15 protein-coding genes are annotated in these 16,212 nt (G+C 55.8%); 7 read left to right on the plus strand and 8 right to left on the minus strand.

Translation table 11 applies throughout. The features are described 5' to 3' along the window. Nucleotides 1-83: 83 nt before the first annotated feature. Nucleotides 84-1,625, minus strand: a complete 1,542-nt coding sequence (gene katG / locus WJU16_RS25560) for a catalase/peroxidase HPI (protein ID WP_341836191.1) — start codon at nt 1,623-1,625, stop codon at nt 84-86. Further along, nucleotides 1,519-2,355, minus strand: a complete 837-nt coding sequence (locus tag WJU16_RS25565; RefSeq protein ID WP_341836192.1) for a peroxidase family protein — start codon at nt 2,353-2,355, stop codon at nt 1,519-1,521. Before WJU16_RS25565 ends, katG begins: the two co-directional genes overlap by 107 nt. Nucleotides 2,356-2,828: 473 nt before the next feature. Between WJU16_RS25565 and WJU16_RS25570 the strand changes: the two genes are divergently transcribed. From WJU16_RS25570 to WJU16_RS25585, 4 genes are read left to right on the plus strand one after another with little or no spacing between them, the layout of a single operon-like run. After that, a complete protein-coding gene (locus WJU16_RS25570; RefSeq protein ID WP_298717813.1) occupies nt 2,829-3,152 on the plus strand; it encodes a helix-turn-helix transcriptional regulator in 324 nt (107 codons plus the stop codon). Between the two features lie 6 nt (nt 3,153-3,158). Then, complete coding sequence (locus tag WJU16_RS25575; protein WP_341836193.1) at nt 3,159-3,626, plus strand: SRPBCC domain-containing protein; 468 nt, start codon at nt 3,159-3,161, stop codon at nt 3,624-3,626. 5 nt (nt 3,627-3,631) lie between these two features. Continuing rightward, entirely contained in the window at nt 3,632-4,225 is a 594-nt protein-coding gene (locus WJU16_RS25580; protein WP_341836194.1) for a DUF1801 domain-containing protein, read from the plus strand. A gap of 59 nt (nt 4,226-4,284) precedes the next feature. Continuing rightward, the gene (locus WJU16_RS25585; RefSeq protein WP_341836195.1) at nt 4,285-4,671 is read left to right on the plus strand and encodes a DoxX family protein; all 387 of its coding nucleotides are present in this window, start codon (nt 4,285-4,287) and stop codon (nt 4,669-4,671) included. A 140-nt stretch (nt 4,672-4,811) separates the two neighbouring features. Here WJU16_RS25585 and WJU16_RS25590 read toward each other — a convergent pair whose 3' ends face one another. Both WJU16_RS25590 and WJU16_RS25595 read right to left on the minus strand, forming a co-directional pair. Then, nucleotides 4,812-7,046 carry a family 78 glycoside hydrolase catalytic domain gene (locus WJU16_RS25590; protein WP_341836196.1) on the minus strand — a complete coding sequence of 745 codons (2,235 nt, stop codon included), beginning with the start codon at nt 7,044-7,046 and terminating at the stop codon, nt 4,812-4,814. Between the two features lie 117 nt (nt 7,047-7,163). Next, on the minus strand, nt 7,164-7,451 hold the full coding sequence (locus WJU16_RS25595; protein ID WP_341836197.1) for a hypothetical protein: 288 nt from the start codon (nt 7,449-7,451) through the stop codon (nt 7,164-7,166). Between the two features lie 489 nt (nt 7,452-7,940). On the opposite strand from WJU16_RS25595, the gene WJU16_RS25600 reads away from it, so the two are divergent. The 3 genes from WJU16_RS25600 to WJU16_RS25610 all read left to right on the plus strand — a co-directional run bounded on the left by WJU16_RS25600 (nt 7,941) and on the right by WJU16_RS25610 (nt 11,883). Then, entirely contained in the window at nt 7,941-9,257 is a 1,317-nt protein-coding gene (locus tag WJU16_RS25600) for a DUF3472 domain-containing protein (RefSeq protein WP_341836198.1), read from the plus strand. Nucleotides 9,258-9,471: 214 nt separating this feature from the next. Beyond that, nucleotides 9,472-10,614, plus strand: coding sequence for a serine hydrolase domain-containing protein (locus tag WJU16_RS25605; protein ID WP_341836199.1), 1,143 nt, complete (start codon nt 9,472-9,474; stop codon nt 10,612-10,614). A gap of 207 nt (nt 10,615-10,821) precedes the next feature. Beyond that, nucleotides 10,822-11,883, plus strand: coding sequence for a hypothetical protein (locus WJU16_RS25610; RefSeq protein WP_341836200.1), 1,062 nt, complete (start codon nt 10,822-10,824; stop codon nt 11,881-11,883). Here WJU16_RS25610 and WJU16_RS25615 read toward each other — a convergent pair. Genes WJU16_RS25615 through WJU16_RS25630 form a run of 4 tightly spaced genes read right to left on the minus strand, consistent with a single transcriptional unit; the run spans nt 11,869 to nt 16,199 of the window. After that, nucleotides 11,869-13,428, minus strand: a complete 1,560-nt coding sequence (locus WJU16_RS25615) for an MFS transporter (protein WP_341836201.1) — start codon at nt 13,426-13,428, stop codon at nt 11,869-11,871. The genes WJU16_RS25610 and WJU16_RS25615 overlap by 15 nt on opposite strands. 39 nt (nt 13,429-13,467) lie before the next feature. Then, nucleotides 13,468-14,163, minus strand: a complete 696-nt coding sequence (locus WJU16_RS25620; protein ID WP_341836202.1) for a LytTR family DNA-binding domain-containing protein — start codon at nt 14,161-14,163, stop codon at nt 13,468-13,470. Then, a complete protein-coding gene (locus WJU16_RS25625; protein WP_341836203.1) occupies nt 14,132-15,226 on the minus strand; it encodes a histidine kinase in 1,095 nt (364 codons plus the stop codon). The genes WJU16_RS25620 and WJU16_RS25625 overlap by 32 nt, the downstream gene beginning before the upstream one ends. Beyond that, nucleotides 15,210-16,199, minus strand: coding sequence for a histidine kinase (locus WJU16_RS25630; RefSeq protein WP_341836204.1), 990 nt, complete (start codon nt 16,197-16,199; stop codon nt 15,210-15,212). The genes WJU16_RS25625 and WJU16_RS25630 overlap by 17 nt, the downstream gene beginning before the upstream one ends. Nucleotides 16,200-16,212 lie beyond the last annotated feature (13 nt).

A 16,212-nucleotide genomic window follows, 5' to 3' on the forward strand; every position in this document is an offset into this window, starting at 1 on the left:
TTTCGCGGGTAAATATGTACCGGCCAAAAACAGCAACAGCCCCCATGCGGAGGCTGCTGCGTTATGGTATGAAATGTTTGCCGTTATTGAAGATCGAAGCGGTCAAGGTTCATCACTTTCGTCCATGCCGCCACGAAATCGTTTACGAACTTATCCTGCCCGTCGCTGCTGCCGTACACTTCCGCAATGGCGCGCAGTTCAGCGTTGGAACCGAATACGAGGTCAGCGCGCGTGGCGGACCATTTCGCCTGTCCTGTGGCGCGGTTGGTACCCTCGTAAATCTCCCGGCTGTCGGACGTCGCTTTCCATGCTGTTCCCATATCGAGGAGGTTCACGAAGAAATCGTTGGTGAGCTGGCCGGGGCGGTCGGTGAATACGCCGTATTTCGAACCGTCGAAATTGGCGCCGAGTACACGGAGGCCGCCAACCAGCACTGTGAGCTCAGGCGCGGATAACGTAAGTAATTGCGCCTTATCGACCAGTAGTTCTTCGGTGGACACGGGGAAGTTGCTCTTGCGGTAGTTGCGGAAACCGTCGGCAATGGGTTCGAGGAAACCAACGGATTCCACGTCCGTCTGCTCCTGCGAAGCATCCATGCGCCCGGGTGTGAAGGGCACGGTCACGTTGCGGCCCGCGTCTTTCGCGGCTTTTTCCACGGCTGCGGAGCCTGCCAGCACGATCAGATCGGCCATGGAGATTTTCTTACCGCCATTTGCGTTGAACGCTTGCTGGATTTCTTCCAGTTTGCCCAGTACTTTCTGAAGTTGCGGCGGGTTGTTGACAGCCCAGAATTTTTGGGGCGCCAGGCGGATGCGCGCACCGTTGGCGCCGCCGCGTTTGTCGGACCCGCGGAAGGTGGAAGCGGAAGCCCAGGCGGTGGTCACCAGTTCGGAAACGCTCAGGCCGGAAGCGAGGATTTTCGCTTTCAGGTCCCCGATGTCTTTTGCATCAGCGAGCGGATGGTCCACTTCCGGAATGGGATCCTGCCAGAGGAGGATTTCGGAAGGAACCTCGGGACCGAGGTACCGCGCGCGCGGCCCCATGTCGCGATGCGTGAGCTTAAACCAGGCACGGGCGAAAGCATCGGCGAAGGCGTCGGGGTTTTCGAGGAATTTGCGGGAAATCTTCCCGTAAATGGGATCGAAACGCAGCGACAGGTCTGTGGTCAGCATGGTGGGTTTATGCTTCTTATTGGCGTCGTATGCGTCGGGAATGATGTCGTCCGCGTCTTTCGCGACCCATTGATGGGCGCCGGCGGGACTTTTGGTCAGTTCCCATTCGAAACCGAAAAGGTTTTCGAAGAAGTTATTGCTCCATTTGGTGGGCGTGGTGGTCCAGGTGACTTCGAGGCCGCTGGTGATGGTGTCCGCGCCTTTGCCGGAACCGTAGCTGTTTTTCCAGCCGAGGCCCTGCAGGGCCAGGTCGGCCGCTTCCGGTTCCGCGCCTACGTGTGTGGCGGGTGCGGCGCCGTGTGTTTTGCCGAAGGTGTGGCCGCCTGCGATGAGGGCAACGGTTTCTTCATCGTCCATCGCCATACGGCCGAAGGTGTCGCGGATATCTTTGGCGGCGGCGATGGGATCGGGATTGCCATCGGGGCCTTCGGGATTTACGTAGATAAGACCCATTTGCACTGCTGCGAGGGGGGTCGAGATTGCGGGATTTATGGGGATGTCCGTCGGCATTATCGTCGGAAGATACGACGCCGTGTTCTTTTGCCACGCCTTCTGACCCGTCGGCATAACGGATATCACCGCCAAGCCAGGTGGTTTCGGAACCCCAGTATACGTCTTCGTCGGCCTCCCAGCGGTCTTCGCGGCCGCCGGCGAAACCGAAGGTTTTGAAGCCCATGGATTCCAGTGCAACGTTACCGGTGAGGATGAGCAGGTCGGCCCAGGAAAGTTTGTTGCCGTACTTCTGTTTGATGGGCCAGAGGAGCCTGCGGGCTTTGTCGAGGCTTACGTTGTCGGGCCAGCTGTTGAGGGGCGCGAAGCGTTGCTGCCCTGAGCCTGCGCCTCCGCGGCCATCGGTTACGCGATAGGTACCCGCGCTATGCCAGGCCATGCGGATGAACAGGCCGCCGTAATGGCCGAAATCCGCGGGCCACCAGTCCTGCGAATCGGTCATCAGGGCAGTGAGGTCTTTTTTTACCGCTTCCAGGTCGAGCGAAGCGAAAGCTTTGGCATAGTTGAAGTCTTTGTCCAACGGGTTGGATAATGACGAATGCTGGCGCAGGATGTTAAGCTTGAGTTGGTTTGGCCACCAGTCGCGGTTCCTGGTACCGCCGCCGCCTACCGTGTGTTTCAGGCTTCCGTTGTGGAACGGACATTTGCTGATGTCGTTGGATTCTTTCCCCATGTTAAAAAGAGTTTAGCGTATTAAAAGGAACAATTTCAAAGGGCCGATGTTCAGGGGTAAAAGTAGATGGTTAATGTTATAAACAGAATTGATTGATTCTATTATGAAATAGTTTGCGTCTATTTGTGGCGCGACAGGACCTATAGATGGGCTTCCTGGCAGGAAGAACCGTTCTATTCCCAGCCTTACTGTATGGGTAAAGAAGGGATACTCCGGGTATACAGAAGGGTTACTGTATATCAAAGGTATATGGGGTACGTGGGAGTATACTGTAACCTACTGGTATGTAAGTAGTTAATACTCTATAACCCTTCATTACCCCTGCTTTATATACATACTGCAAACGTTATTCTCCGGCATAAGATTGATTTTCAATCTCTTCTATTCATCATGAAAAATTATGTAGCCATATGGCAAAATAAATTTGTGTAGTTAAATAGCTACGTATATATTTGTAGTCAAATAGCTACACGATGAATCTGAGACGAGACGTTTTCCAGGCTATCGCGGACCCGACCAGGCGGGCCATCCTGCTGCTGGTAGCCTCCCAATCCATGACCGCAGGCGCGATCGCCGCCAATTTCGACACGGCGCGGCCCACGGTTTCCAAGCACCTGGCGATCCTCACGGAATGCGAACTGCTGGAGCCGCAGCAGAACGGCCGGGAGGTGATTTATCATCTCAATCCTAAAAAAATGAAGGAAATAGCCGATTTCATCGAGCCATTCCGGCAGATGTGGGAAGAACGCTTTAACAAGCTGGAAGCCATCATGAAGAATTATACACCCAAAAAATAGTAATTTATGGAACGAAAAACCAAACTCTCCGCTGAAGAGGGCAAACAGGAAGTGGTTATCACCCGCGACTTCGAACTGCCGCTCGAATTGCTGTTCAAAGCCTACGAAGAACCTGAAATCGTGGAACAATGGATGGGCACCAAAGTCATGAAGCTGGAAAACCGCGCACATGGCGGCTGGCGCTTCCAGACCAGCGACCCCCAGGGCAACGTCGTGTTCTCCGCAAATGGCGTATACCATGAATTCGTCCCCAATAAAAAAATCACCCGCACCTTCGAAATGGAAAACACCCCCTTCCCCGTGCAGCTGGAATACCTGGAGTTCGAAGGGCTGACGGACCAATCGAGCCGGCTGGTGATGAAGATCGTCTTCAAATCCGTGGAAGACCGCGACCAGATGCTGAAACTCCCTTTCGCACAAGGCATCAATATGGCGCACAACAAACTGCAGGAAGTTGTTAACAAGCTAAAATAATCCCCATGGCACACGCAATCATGAATCCCAAAGTGGATGCTTTCATCGGCCGGGCCGACAAATGGCAGGAAGAATTTGATGCGCTGCGCAACATTTGCCTCGACTGCCAGCTCACCGAAACCCTGAAGTGGGGCAACCCCTGCTATGTGTACCAAAATACCAATCTGGTGCTCATACACGGTTTCAAAGATTACTGCGCATTGCTGTTCTTCAAAGGTTCCCTCATGAGCGACCCGCATGGATTGCTGGTGCAGCAAACGGAAAACGTACAGATCGGCCGCCAGCTGCGGTTTACCGGACTGAAAGAAATTAATAAGCTGAAAAACGTCATCAAAAGCTATATCCAGGACGCGATGCAGGTCGAAAGCCAGGGCCTGCAACCGCAGTACAAAAAGAGCACAGACTTTCCTGTGGCGGAAGAATTCCAGATCGCGCTCGACAAAAGCGCCAAACTCCGGCAGGCTTTCAAAACCCTCACGCCCGGGAGGCAACGGGGATACCTGCTCTATTTTTCATCCGCCAAACAAGCGAAAACCCGCGCATCACGCGTCGAGAAATATATCCCGCAAATCCTTGATGGCAAAGGGCTCGACGACTGATCCGCGCTTCCTTAACCTGGCCACCGAATCACACACACACACTTACACACAGCATCATTATGAAAAAGTCTCACAAAATCATTTACTGGATCGCCACCATCTGGCTGGCATTAGGCATGCTTTCCGGCGGAATTTTCCAATTGCTGCAGGTAAAAGCGTCGGTAGACGGCATCATGCACCTGGGCTATCCCGCCTATTTCGTTTCCCTCCTTGGCGTCTGGAAAATTTTCGGGGTGATCGCCCTGCTCGTGCCGGGATTCCCCATTGTGAAAGAATGGGCCTATGCCGGGTTTTTCTTCGCCATGTCGGGCGCGGTGATCTCCCACATCATTTCCGGTGACGGAATGGCGCAGATATTCCCTTCGCTCTTTGCCGTGATCCTCACCGTGATTTCCTGGTACTTCAGGCCGGCCAACAGGCGCGTGTCAATTGCATCCGTCGCTTAACCTGACTATTCCATAAATTGCCACAGGGGCGGAAAAAGAAGGTCCATCTTTTTTCCGCCCCTGCCCTTTTTCCGAAATTCCGTAAATTAAGGGTGTCAACATCATCGTACCCATATGCATACCGGAAAACGTTACACCCCCTATTTGCCGGCTACGATGGCATATTGTCCGCTGCGCAATGTGAAGGCCCCGTTGCGCGAGGGTTTGGTGGCCACTCCGTTCACCCGCAATTTGTAATTTTTCCCGGTAAACGCTTTCGGAATATGTACCTCCGCGGCGGAATTCCCGGGGATTTCCAGGTCGAGGAAAAACGTTCCTCCCTCCTGCCTGAACGCCATTTTGATATTGCCGCGGACAGTCGGCAATTGCAGCGACGCATGCTGTAAACCGCCGGGCATAGGCTTCACCCGGAAAACGGAAAAACCTGGCTCCAGGGGTTCGATTCCCATCAAACGACGCGGGATGATGTTGGCCGGCACCGCACCCCAGGCGTGGTTCCAGTCCTGGTTCGGTTTGTATTTATTGTCCCAGGCTTCCATGGTGATGGTGCTGCCTGCACGGATCATATTGTACCAGCTTCGTTCCGAGCGGGATGCGAGGAGTGATAAACCATATGCTTCATCACCCGCGTCATACACCGCATCCATGAGAAACTGGCTGCCGTACACGCTGCAGGCCATGCCGCGGGAACGGATGAAAGCTGCAAGGGATGGAAGGTCCGCTTCATCGGCCAACCCAAACGCCAATGCAAACATGTTCGCATGCAGGGAAGCATGTTGTGTACTGTCGCCATCGCGGAAAATTTTCCTTTTGGGATCGAAGAACGTTTTGCGATAAGCTTTGCGCACATTCTCCGCCCTTGCCGACAGCGCTTTGGCGTCTTCGCTTTTGCCGGTCGCCTCCGCCATTTTCGACATGGCGCGCAACGCATGGAAATACCAGGCATTCACGACGGCGTTGTAACGTTCGAATACAAACCCGTCCGTTTCACCGCCTTCCGCCTTCCCCAGCCCCAGGATGCCGGTATGCGGCCAGTCTACGATATCGCGGATGCCGTCGCCCTTGAAATGGATGGACCGTAGCAATGCTGCGTCTTGCTTGCGGGTGCGAGTACTGATGAGGCCGTTGGCATCTTCCAACGGGAGGAGGAGTTTGGCGGTGAGATCGGTATAATGATACCGGGCGGAACGGATGTCGCCGGTATAAAGATAATCGTGCCAGGCCATGAGCACCGATTGCAAAATCCACTCCGTGGGCCAGGTAGCGTGGTGTAACAGGTATTCGTGGGAATACCGGGCCAGCGAAAACTCCCGGTCGGCCGCGTAATGTCCCAGTTGGTTGATGTAAGCGTCTGCTTCATAAGGGATCCGTTCCCGGTCGCCGTCTACATACACTCCCGCGAAGGTGGTCGCTTTCATGCTGTATTTGCACAATTCCCATACTGCGTTTAACGTGCTGTCCGACGACACGAAGCTGGCGGCTTCGTCGTTGAAGGGATAATGTACTATCGAACGGACGAGTCCTTCTTTCCCGGGATTTCCTTCATACCCGCTCAGTTCCACATACCGGAACGGCAGCACTTCGCCGATGTAATCCGGCATGAGGACGGCCTGCCCGCCCGTGTTGCGCGCATCCGGCCGGATGCGCACCCGGTAGGTATGCGTGCCCGCCAGCAGCGGCAAACGATGCTCCTGGAAGCGGATCGTGCCGCCGGGCCGGGGATGAATGCTGCCGTCTGGCCGGAGGGCTTCTCCCATGCGGACGATCACCGTATCCTTCCCGGTGCTGCTCGTCAACGTAAGCCGCAATTGTCCGAATGCATCTTTCCCAAAATCCGCGCGCCAGGTATTATCCGATTGCCGGATGGTCACCGGCTGCTGGTCCGTTTTCTGCAATGGGTACCTGGCCGTATTGTATGCCGTTATGTTTTTCGCCATCCGGAAGCGTTGCGGGGTGGCGTAGTCGCTTTCCTGGTCTTTTTCGTCCCAGAATTTCACCTGCCAGTAATACACCGCGTCTCCGGCGAGCGGCGTGCCTGCATAATCCACGGCTACCGACCGGCGGGAAGCCGTCTTCCCCGAATTCCATACTTCTTTTCCATCGCTGCTCCGAACGATTATCTGGTAGGCAGATTGCTGGCTGGCCACGGGAATGATCCAACTGAACGCCGGTTGCCTGTTACCGATACGCACTTCCTGCAAGGGCGCGCCGCCGCGGTGAGGGAATTCAGGGGGCACCGGATAGCCGTTTTCTACCTGAAGCTCCGGGAACGCGAGCAGGTCGCACAATAAACCGGAAGGGGCTTTTTGCTGTGCAACCGCCGTAAAGACCGTCAACATCAGGCAAAGGGCGGGAATGGCGTATTTCGGGTACATCTGGCGTTAATTTTCCCCAATATAAGGCGCTGGCGGGAGGAGGCCGTCCTGTACTGTCGGCAAAAGAAAACGCCTGTCGCGAAGACAGGCGTAGGTGTTAAAATTCTGTTGGATAGCTTATTCGGATTGAAGAGATTTTATGAGATTGGTGAACGCCGCTTTCAGCGAATGGAAGCTAACGGTCAGCAAAGCCATCGCAAGCGTGAAAGTTCCTGCCAGGGCAAATACCCACCACGACAAGTCCATGCTGTAAGGGTAGCCGTTCAGCCATTGATGCAAGCCGTACCAGGCAACCGGTATGGCGATGACGGCCACGTTGCAGATTTGCACGAGAAATTCGCGCGACAGCAACAGCATCAATTGGCGAAGGCGCCCAGTAGCTACCTTGATGTAATTCCTGACCATATGATAATGATATGCCGGATCGGGGCAAGCACCTTGCCATAATTCAGGAGTCTTTCTGGGAGCGGGTTTGGGAGAATTTGAGTAGGTCAGAATGTCCGGAATCGTACATTTTCCGTCCGCTGGCGGACAGCTTCGAAGTGTAGATCTGCGTTCCATATACCTGGTACCCGTTTTGAAAAACGGAGAGCTTATCCTGGAGGGTAGCGAATTGAGCGGGGTGAATGGCATTGCTGGCCGCGGCCGCTTCGGCGAGGTGAGGGTGTTTTGTTTTGACGTCCAGGTTGGCATGGGTGAGCAGGAGGATGATACCCTGATATCATCGAATACGGGGAATAGCCCGTTTTTCATGATTTTCCGGATATATAGTTGACCTCATAGCCCCTTTTCGCCACCGGCGTTGTCCTGTTAATGTGTTGCATGCTCCAACCGGTAACCCGGCTACTCTTTAGTTATCAATTACCTTATCCGAAACCCAAAATTGCCAAAATCATGAAAATCAAGTTATTGCTGAGCGGTTGCGCCCTTACATTGAGCGCGCTGTTCGGTTCCTGCAGCAAGGAAAAAACCGAAGCATCCATTGCGTTGCGACCCGATCAATCCCTGTCTGCCCTCCCTCCGGCTTCCTCCTATTCCGTGCCCCTGGCCGGAAACGGCTATGTAACCACGCTGGCCTCCGGCGGCGCGGAAGTGATCACCGGCAACGGCCTCGGCAACTGGACCAGCGCCAACAGCATTACCAGCGTCTGGTTCCGCGTGGCGCAAACAGGTACGCTGAACGTGTCCCTCCGCGCCAAGGTGCCCTCAGGTACCAGCAATATCCGCGTGACGGTGAACGGCACAAACTTCACCAAAACCATTACCGGCTCTTCCTACGCCACGCATGCCATTGGCTCCGTTACCATTGCCGCCGCGGGATATGTGCGGGTAGACCTGAAGGGCATTTCCAAAACGGGCAGCTATTTCGGCGATGTGTCAGACGTCATCATCAGCGGAGCTGCCACGGCCAGCGACGTGGTGTTTGCCAATGATCCCGCCAATTACTACTGGAGCCGCCGCGGCCCCTCCGTCCATATGGGCTACACTATTCCCGCAGGGAACACGGCCGAGTGGTTCTATAACGAAATGACCGTCCCCGCAGGGGAAGACAATATCGGCTCCTACTTCATGAGCAACGGTTTCTCCGGCGGATATTTCGGCATCCAGGTAAACAGCGCTACAGAGCGCAGGGTCCTTTTCTCCGTTTGGGATCCGTCCGTTGGTACCACCACCCTCGTGCGCAAAGGCCCCAATGTGGTCGACAATACCTTTGGCGGCGAGGGTACGGGCGGACAAAGCTACCTGCTCTTCAACTGGACGGCCGGTACTACATACCGTTTTCTCACCCAGATCAAGCCCGACGGTACCGGCGCCACGTTGTATTCGTCCTGGATCTATACGCCGGAAACTTCGGCCTGGCGCTTCATCGCCACCTGGAAGCGGCCCAACACCGTTTCGTGGTACACCAGCGCGCATTCTTTCCTCGAAAACTTCATCGACACCCGCGGCTACTTCGGGCGGAAAGTGCGGTACAACAATCAATGGATACGCAATACCGCCGGTACCTGGGTGGAACTGACGCGAGGCCGTTTCACGATCGACGCTACCGGTACCAACGACCAGCGACGCGACTATGCGGGCGGACTGGAGTCAGGCAGCTTCTATCTGCGGAACGGCGGGTATTTCGCGACGTCTACCGCCTACGGTTCAACGTTCTCACGACCTGCACTGGGCGTGGCGCCGAATGTCAACCTTTCCACTTTGCCATAATGTGAACGGTGCGGAGCATGCGGTTCGTCCGCCCGGATGTTGCCGGGTGGATTTTTTTATGCGTTTTCGCGGAGGAGTTTTTTGATGACTGGCGTGATCTGCCATGAAACCATTCGCAGTTTCCGTTAACCCGGAAGGAGGTTTCATGAAACGGCCGCCTCCCGCGGAAGTGTGCGCTATTACCTTTGGTGCCATCACTGTTAAAACCTCAAAAATGAAACACGTTATCAAACCCTTCAAAACGCTTGCTGTATCCGCTATGACCCTTGCCGGGCTTGCATCTTGCGAGAAAGAAATGCCCATCAAGTCGAACGACGCGTATTTCAGTACCGCTGAATTTAAAAAGAACCTGAAAGCCGCACTCGCCGGGGCGCGCGGGTATCAGTTCGCCATTACGCAAAACGGACAGGTGGCGGACACAGCGGAATATGGGATCGCCACTGTTGGCGGCGCCAAATCCGACCTGGATATGTTCATCAACGTCGCAAGCGTCACCAAAACGCTGACAGCCGCCACCGTTGTGCAGTACATGTTGCAGAAAGACGTTACCATCGAATCGAAGATCGGCGCGTGGCTGCCTGCTTCCTGGGCGGTACATGACACCATCAAAAAACTTTCGTTCAAGCAATTATTGACGCACACATCCGGCATCCGCGGCAGCGCTACGGAATGGTCTTCGCTGATGACAACGGCGGCTTCGCCCATTACGGCGCCTCAATCGTACGAATACTCCAACATCAATTTCGCATTGTTCCGCGCGATCCTTCCCAAGCTGCATGATTCCGCGAAATTCCGGCAGCGTGAACTGTCCTTGCCGGCCGCTGATTTCCAGTTATGGATGAGCCAGGAATACATGCGACTGGTGAACCTGCACGTACTTTCAAAAGCCGGCATCCCTGCCCGCGGCTGCGCGCCGGTAACGGGAAAAATGTCGATGATGATGACCGAAGGGCCCTACCGGTTGATCGGCAGCGATTTCGGGGATTGGTCCAACAAATGCGGCGGCGGCGGATGGGTGCTGACGACGATGGAAATGGCCCGCGTAATCGTCTACCTCACCCATTCCGACAATATCTTGTCGCCCGAGGAACGCGCGCTGATGGATAACAACCGCCTCGGATGGGTGGCCCGCTTCCCGGTAAAAGGGGGCCTGGCTTACGGCCACGACGGTGCCCTGTATGTGAACCGCAATAAGGAAGAAGGCCTGAACGGCGGTGACGTAGGCAGCCAGACGCTGATCATCAAACTGCCTGCAAAAGTGGAGCTGGCGCTGGGCGTGAATTCTGTCAAAGACGGCTGGCGCGACCTGTACGATATCGTGGCGGCGGCTTACAACAAATCCTGGGTGAACAATTAACCGGACATACCATGAGAACACTGCCCTCCGGCAAGTCCGGGGGGCTTTTTATTGCATACAGGTTACGGGTATATGGCGGCGGATAAACGTTATGTATTGAAAATGAGCGGTTGATGGAGAATAGCTGCGGGTTTCGATGATTTTTACTACCAGCAGATAAGGGAAATTGTTATTTTGGAGGACGGAATCCCTATATCCCTATCCGTTATGACATACCCTGAAGTACCCCTGGCGGAAACGTCTTTTCACTTGCTCCGGTTGTATATCCGGATGCGCCGGCAACGTTCCGCGATGCGGCGGCGGTTGCAGGAAACGCTGTCGGGCCTCTTGCCGGAAGCGCCGTCCATTCTCCCCCAGCCGCTCATTCAACGCATGTACCATTACCAGGAAATCGCTCATTTTGTGGTTTGCGGCGCCCTGGCCCGCATGCAGGGCCGGCAGCTTACGGAGACGGAACAAATCCGGCAAACGTTGCTTTCCGTCATTACACCGCTATTCGACGAAATTTGCAACAACCCTTCACGCAATGGCCGCATCAGCGAACTGACCAACCAACCCAACGCATTTGTTCCGTGTAACGAAAGCGAGGCGCTGCTTCGGGAGGCTTATCTCCGCTTGTTGTCGCAAGCTGCCAACCCTGCGGCAATATCCGCCCAATTCCGGGATGTGTGCTATTGGCGGGAGCAGTCGCTCAGGCAGCAGGATGCGGACATCAGCGAAGCGGAATTGTTCCGCATCACTTATCACAAAAGTTATCATGCCGTGCTGCTGTTCTACACGGCATTCGATTGTTACCCTGCTCCCGGGGAAACGGCGCTCGCTTTTCCCATGGCGGGTTTGATGCAACTCACCAGCGATGTGTTCAGCATCTGGGAAAACATCCGTGCGGGCATCTATACAATTCCCATTCTTCATCGCCGATACGGCAGGTTGGAAAAGCGGTTTATGGCCGAAAGCGCCCGCTTCAACCAGGCGCTGTTGCGGTTGCCGTACCCGGCCGGGAGAAAGAAGGAATACGCACAAACGGTGCACATGCTGCATGCCATGGGACTGGTGGCCATCCGGCGCCTGCAGTCCGAAACGAAAGGCGTGCAGGACCTGTCGGACCTGGCCTTATTGGGACAAAAAAGATTGGTTTGTAAAATGGATGACTGGCGGGGTTGGATAGCCTGGGTCAGTAAAATCAAGGAGCTGACAAACCTCATGTCTTTCGAAGGCCCTACCGAAAAGGCACTCCGGAGGTCAGCGCCACTTTCAGCCGCTGGCTGACGGCCGTTTCCGGAATTGCGCTTTCCCGGGAATCATCCACCAGGCAATAAGGCCCGACAGCCAGCCAAGAACGGCCGAGATAAGCAGTATTTTACGGTAGGCCGCGATAAAACCTTCTTTGTAAAGCGCTTTCACGGTTGAAGTAAGCTCCCGCGGCACGCCACCCGGCGGATGCGCATTGCCCAGGTTGACCGTTTCTGCTACCACGGCGGATTTCACTCCATCATTCATCGTCAATCCTTCCAACCCCTGCCGCACGTCTTTGGCGAGCAGCAACACGGCCAGCGCCCCGAAAATGGCGGTGGCAAACACGCTGGCAATTCTCGTCACCGCATTGTTGACGCCGGACGCGGTTCCGGAAAGCTGCGGAGGCAGCGCACCCATGACTGTGGCCGTTAACGGCGCCACGGTGAGCGACATGCCCAGCCCCAGTACAAGAATCCCGGGAAAGAAAGTGGTCCAGTAATGGGAAGGCCCGCCTGTTTCTCCCGCCAGCGACATCAGGAACAAACCCGTTCCCGCGAGCAGCGGACCGCCAACGAGAAACGGCCGTGGCCCCGTTTTATCCGCCCAGCTGCCCGCGGGCCTTGCCAGCAGGATCATGAGGACGGTAAACGGCAGGAAAGTAAGCCCCGATTGCAGCTGGCTATAACCCTGTACCTGCACCATGTTGAGCGAAACGAACAGCATACCGGTGCCCATGGCCGCATATAGGAAAAAAGTGAGCAGGTTGGCGCCGGAGAACGTGCGGTTGCGGAATAGATGCAGGGGCAACATGGGATGGGGTGATTGCATCTCCACCCGGACGAATACGGCCAGCAATAGAACACCGGCTGCAAGGGCTCCCCACGATTGCCAGTGCGAAATGCCGTATTCCGGCATCCGGAGAAACCCGAACGTCAGCGCCGCGAGCCCGAGCGCGGTTAAGACGCCGCCCATATAATCGATCCCACCGGCAGCCGATTCGTCGCGCTGTTCGGGCACATGCCGGCGGAGGATGAACAGGGAAATCAGGCCGATAGGAACGTTGATGAAAAAGATATACCGCCACAGCCCCGCGTCGGCGAGGGCGCCTCCCAGCACTGGCCCGCCCATGGTCACCAGCGTTGTGAAAGCCGACCAGGTGCCGATCGCCTTTCCCTGTTCGTTTTCGTTGATGGAAGACGACAGCAGCGACAGGCTTCCCGGGATCATAAGCGCCCCGCCCCCGCCCTGCAACACGCGGAACAGCACCAGCTGCTCCACATTGCCCGCCAGGCCGCAGGCTGCCGACCCCGCGATGAAAACGAGTATCCCGGTCATGAATACCCGCTTCCGGCCGAGCCTGTCGCCGAGCGCGCCGCCCACAAGGATGAGCGCCGCCAGCATGAGCAAATAGGCGTTGAGGACCCAGAATAGCCCTGCCGCCGTGGCTTGCAGTTGCTCCTGGAGCGCTGGCAGTACAACGTTGAGCGCAGTGCCGTCGATAAACGCCATGGAAGAAGCGAGGATCGAAGCGGCCATCACGCTGCGGCCTTTTGCGGATTGTAAAGGGAATGTCGGCATCGTTCTCTATTAACAGGCGAGCCGCGGAAAAGTTATGGCTCAGCTCATACCCATCGCTTCGTAGAACTGTTTAACGTACGTATCGCCAACAGGAACCATGTGCTGGCCCATGAAAATCCGCTGCTTTTCCACGCTGTCGATTTTGTTCATAGCCACGATGAAGGATTTATGCACGCGGATAAACTGCCGTGGCGGCAGGGCTTCCTCGAAGCTGCGGAGGTTTTGCAATGTGAGGATTTTCTGGCTGGCCGTTTGGATGGCGACGTAATTGCGCAGCGCTTCCACGAACAGGATTTCACTGAAGTTAAGCCGGATGATCCGCTTGTCGGTCCGGATGAAGATAAAATCCGGTTGTGCCGGAACCGGCGGCTGCAGTGGATGTTTCTCCGTCACCTTCTGCACGGCTTTCACGAAACGGTCGAAGGGAACGGGTTTGAGGAGATAATCCACTGCATCGTACTGGAAACCGTCGACGGCGTATTCGTCGTAAGCGGATACGATGATCACGTCTACGCCGCGCTGCCGCAGCTGCATGAATTCGATGCCGGAAAGCTCGGGCATCTGGATGTCGAGGAAAACGAGTTTGACGGAAGGCTCCCTGCGCAGGAAGGCGAGCGCTTCCAGCGGGTTGTTGAAAGTGCCTGCGAGCGAAAGCTCCGGCATTTTCCTGATAAATTCCGTGATAACCTGTACGGCGAGCGGCTCATCGTCCACCACTATGCATTGAATGCCCATTGTCCCAGTGTATTTGCAGTGTGCTTGAATATTCGTTTTCTGTTTCGTTGACGGACAAATCGTACTGGCCCGGATACACGAGTTCCAGCCGCTTCCGGACGTTTACCAGGCCGATACCGCCGGACTGGTCTTTCCGCTTGCGGGTTTTGAAATTATGCACGGTAAATCCGATCCCTTCGTCCCCGCATTCCAGTGATATTTCCACGGGCTGCTCCGGCCGGTTGGCCACACCGTGCTTGAAAGCGTTTTCGACGAAAGGCACCAGCAGCAGCGGCGCGATCTCATGCGCCTGCGGATCTCCGGTAACCCGCATCCGCACGCAATCCTGGCAGCCGGTCCGTAACCGTTGCATGGCGATGAAATCTTCCAGGTATTTCAGCTCGTCGGACAATCGGGTGCGGTATCCCGCTACCGGCGGCTGTTCGGTCATATATTCCAGTATCTGCGACAGCGTTTGCGCGGCGTCCACCACCTGGGGGGAACGTACCAGCGCCAGGCTGTAGATGCTGTTGAGGCTGTTCATGAGGAAATGCGCGTTCAGCTGCATTTTCAGGATGGCGAATTCGGCGTCCTGTTTTTGCAGCGAGAGCTGTTTCCGCCTTTTATCTTCCGCCAGCCATGCGAAGAAGAGTACATATGCCAGAGCGGCGCAGCCCACCATGGCATTGGTCCAGATTTCGGTGCGCAGGTATCTCCAGAAATCCCTGTAATAAGGCTGCCCGTTGCGGTAACCTCCCTGCAGGATTTCTTCCCGGAAAAAACGGTCGGCCACTGTCCATTTAATGAGTGTGGCCGCGGTGAAAAGCAACAGTAATTTCAGCAGGAGCTGGCCCCATTTGCGCGACGAAAGGAATTGCGGGAATACCAGCCTGACGGCGATATAGAACAGCCCGAAATTCAGCAAGCCGAATACCCCGCGGTTGATATGCAGGTAGCGGAAGGTGGATGGCGTGAACATCTTCGGCATTCCCAGCAGGGAGATGCCATACATGAGGAACATCCAGAGCGCGAGCAACGCGGCGAACTCGCGGAGGCGGTAAAAGCGGTCAGGCCGGTCCTGCATAGAGCGGTGTTTTAAACCGGCGGAATTCACCGGAACCCGGCAGCAGGTGTGCGAGGCGTTGCAGGAAAGTTGTTTTGGCGGTGGAGCTGAGTTCCAGCGCGTCGTTGCCGATATCGAGCCGGAGCACTACCGGGAGGCCGTTGTGTTGGCGGGCGAGCAGTTTCTCCGCTGCGGTCTGGAGCAGCAATGGTGTCACGTACCGGCCGGAGGTGGGGCCGGTCATGTGCAGGCTCACCTGCTGGCGGGGAAAGAGGCGGTTATGCAGTTTCAGGTAGATGTTAAAATAGTAAAGCTCCCGGTCGAGGGGGGCTTTGTCGAGCTTCACGCCCTTATCGTAGAGCATGTAGCGCAGTAGCTCGGAAAGTTGGAGGATGGCTTCAGCGCCTTCGCCTTCCCGTTTCTCTTCGTTTTCGAGCATGGATTTGATGGCTTTGAGTTTGCGCAGGAGCAGGCCGGTGGATACCTGCATCTGGGAGAACTGTTTGCGCGCGGCGGCGGCTTCCAGCTCCAGGCGCCGGCTTTCGCGGTCGCCGGCCCGCCACATGAGGATCACGTAATACGCATACGCCGCCAAGCCCACCAGCAGGCCTGTCTGCAAACTCAGGCGGCCATAGCTCCAGAAGGTATGGTACGTTTTCTTGAACCCGATCATGGCGATGCCCAGTTGGAGGATTTCGTCCGGGAATAGATGCCCTACGGCGTATTTGATGACGCAGGCGCCGAGGATCACCGTAAATGCGATCAGCGCCGTGCGCCCCGCGCCTTTTCGGGCATGGAGGGGCAGCACGAAGAACGCCAGGATGTAAAACAGGTTGAAATTGAGGAACCCGTACAGGAAATACCGGCTGAGGGTGTAGCGGAGGCCGAGCGGACTATTGATATTCCCCTTCAGCATCGGGAAGATGTACAGCAAGATCAGGGCCATCCAGATGGCGAGATGTATCCAGTACCTGTATGTTTTAGCGGGTGTCATACGAAGCTAAGAT

Source organism: Chitinophaga pollutisoli (genome assembly GCF_038396755.1).
Taxonomy (GTDB): Bacteria; Bacteroidota; Bacteroidia; order Chitinophagales; family Chitinophagaceae; genus Chitinophaga; species Chitinophaga pollutisoli.

Bases quoted from the DNA above. Each gene is read 5' to 3' on its own strand.
- katG (WP_341836191.1), bottom strand. From the start codon at position 1,625: ATGGGTCTTATCTACGTAAATCCCGAAGGCCCCGATGGCAATCCCGAT.
- WJU16_RS25565 (WP_341836192.1), bottom strand. From the start codon at position 2,355: ATGGGGAAAGAATCCAACGACATCAGCAAATGTCCGTTCCACAACGGA.
- WJU16_RS25570 (WP_298717813.1), top strand. From the start codon at position 2,829: ATGAATCTGAGACGAGACGTTTTCCAGGCTATCGCGGACCCGACCAGG.
- WJU16_RS25575 (WP_341836193.1), top strand. From the start codon at position 3,159: ATGGAACGAAAAACCAAACTCTCCGCTGAAGAGGGCAAACAGGAAGTG.
- WJU16_RS25580 (WP_341836194.1), top strand. From the start codon at position 3,632: ATGGCACACGCAATCATGAATCCCAAAGTGGATGCTTTCATCGGCCGG.
- WJU16_RS25585 (WP_341836195.1), top strand. From the start codon at position 4,285: ATGAAAAAGTCTCACAAAATCATTTACTGGATCGCCACCATCTGGCTG.
- WJU16_RS25590 (WP_341836196.1), bottom strand. From the start codon at position 7,046: ATGTACCCGAAATACGCCATTCCCGCCCTTTGCCTGATGTTGACGGTC.
- WJU16_RS25595 (WP_341836197.1), bottom strand. From the start codon at position 7,451: ATGGTCAGGAATTACATCAAGGTAGCTACTGGGCGCCTTCGCCAATTG.
- WJU16_RS25600 (WP_341836198.1), top strand. From the start codon at position 7,941: ATGAAAATCAAGTTATTGCTGAGCGGTTGCGCCCTTACATTGAGCGCG.
- WJU16_RS25605 (WP_341836199.1), top strand. From the start codon at position 9,472: ATGAAACACGTTATCAAACCCTTCAAAACGCTTGCTGTATCCGCTATG.
- WJU16_RS25610 (WP_341836200.1), top strand. From the start codon at position 10,822: ATGACATACCCTGAAGTACCCCTGGCGGAAACGTCTTTTCACTTGCTC.
- WJU16_RS25615 (WP_341836201.1), bottom strand. From the start codon at position 13,428: ATGCCGACATTCCCTTTACAATCCGCAAAAGGCCGCAGCGTGATGGCC.
- WJU16_RS25620 (WP_341836202.1), bottom strand. From the start codon at position 14,163: ATGGGCATTCAATGCATAGTGGTGGACGATGAGCCGCTCGCCGTACAG.
- WJU16_RS25625 (WP_341836203.1), bottom strand. From the start codon at position 15,226: ATGCAGGACCGGCCTGACCGCTTTTACCGCCTCCGCGAGTTCGCCGCG.
- WJU16_RS25630 (WP_341836204.1), bottom strand. From the start codon at position 16,199: ATGACACCCGCTAAAACATACAGGTACTGGATACATCTCGCCATCTGG.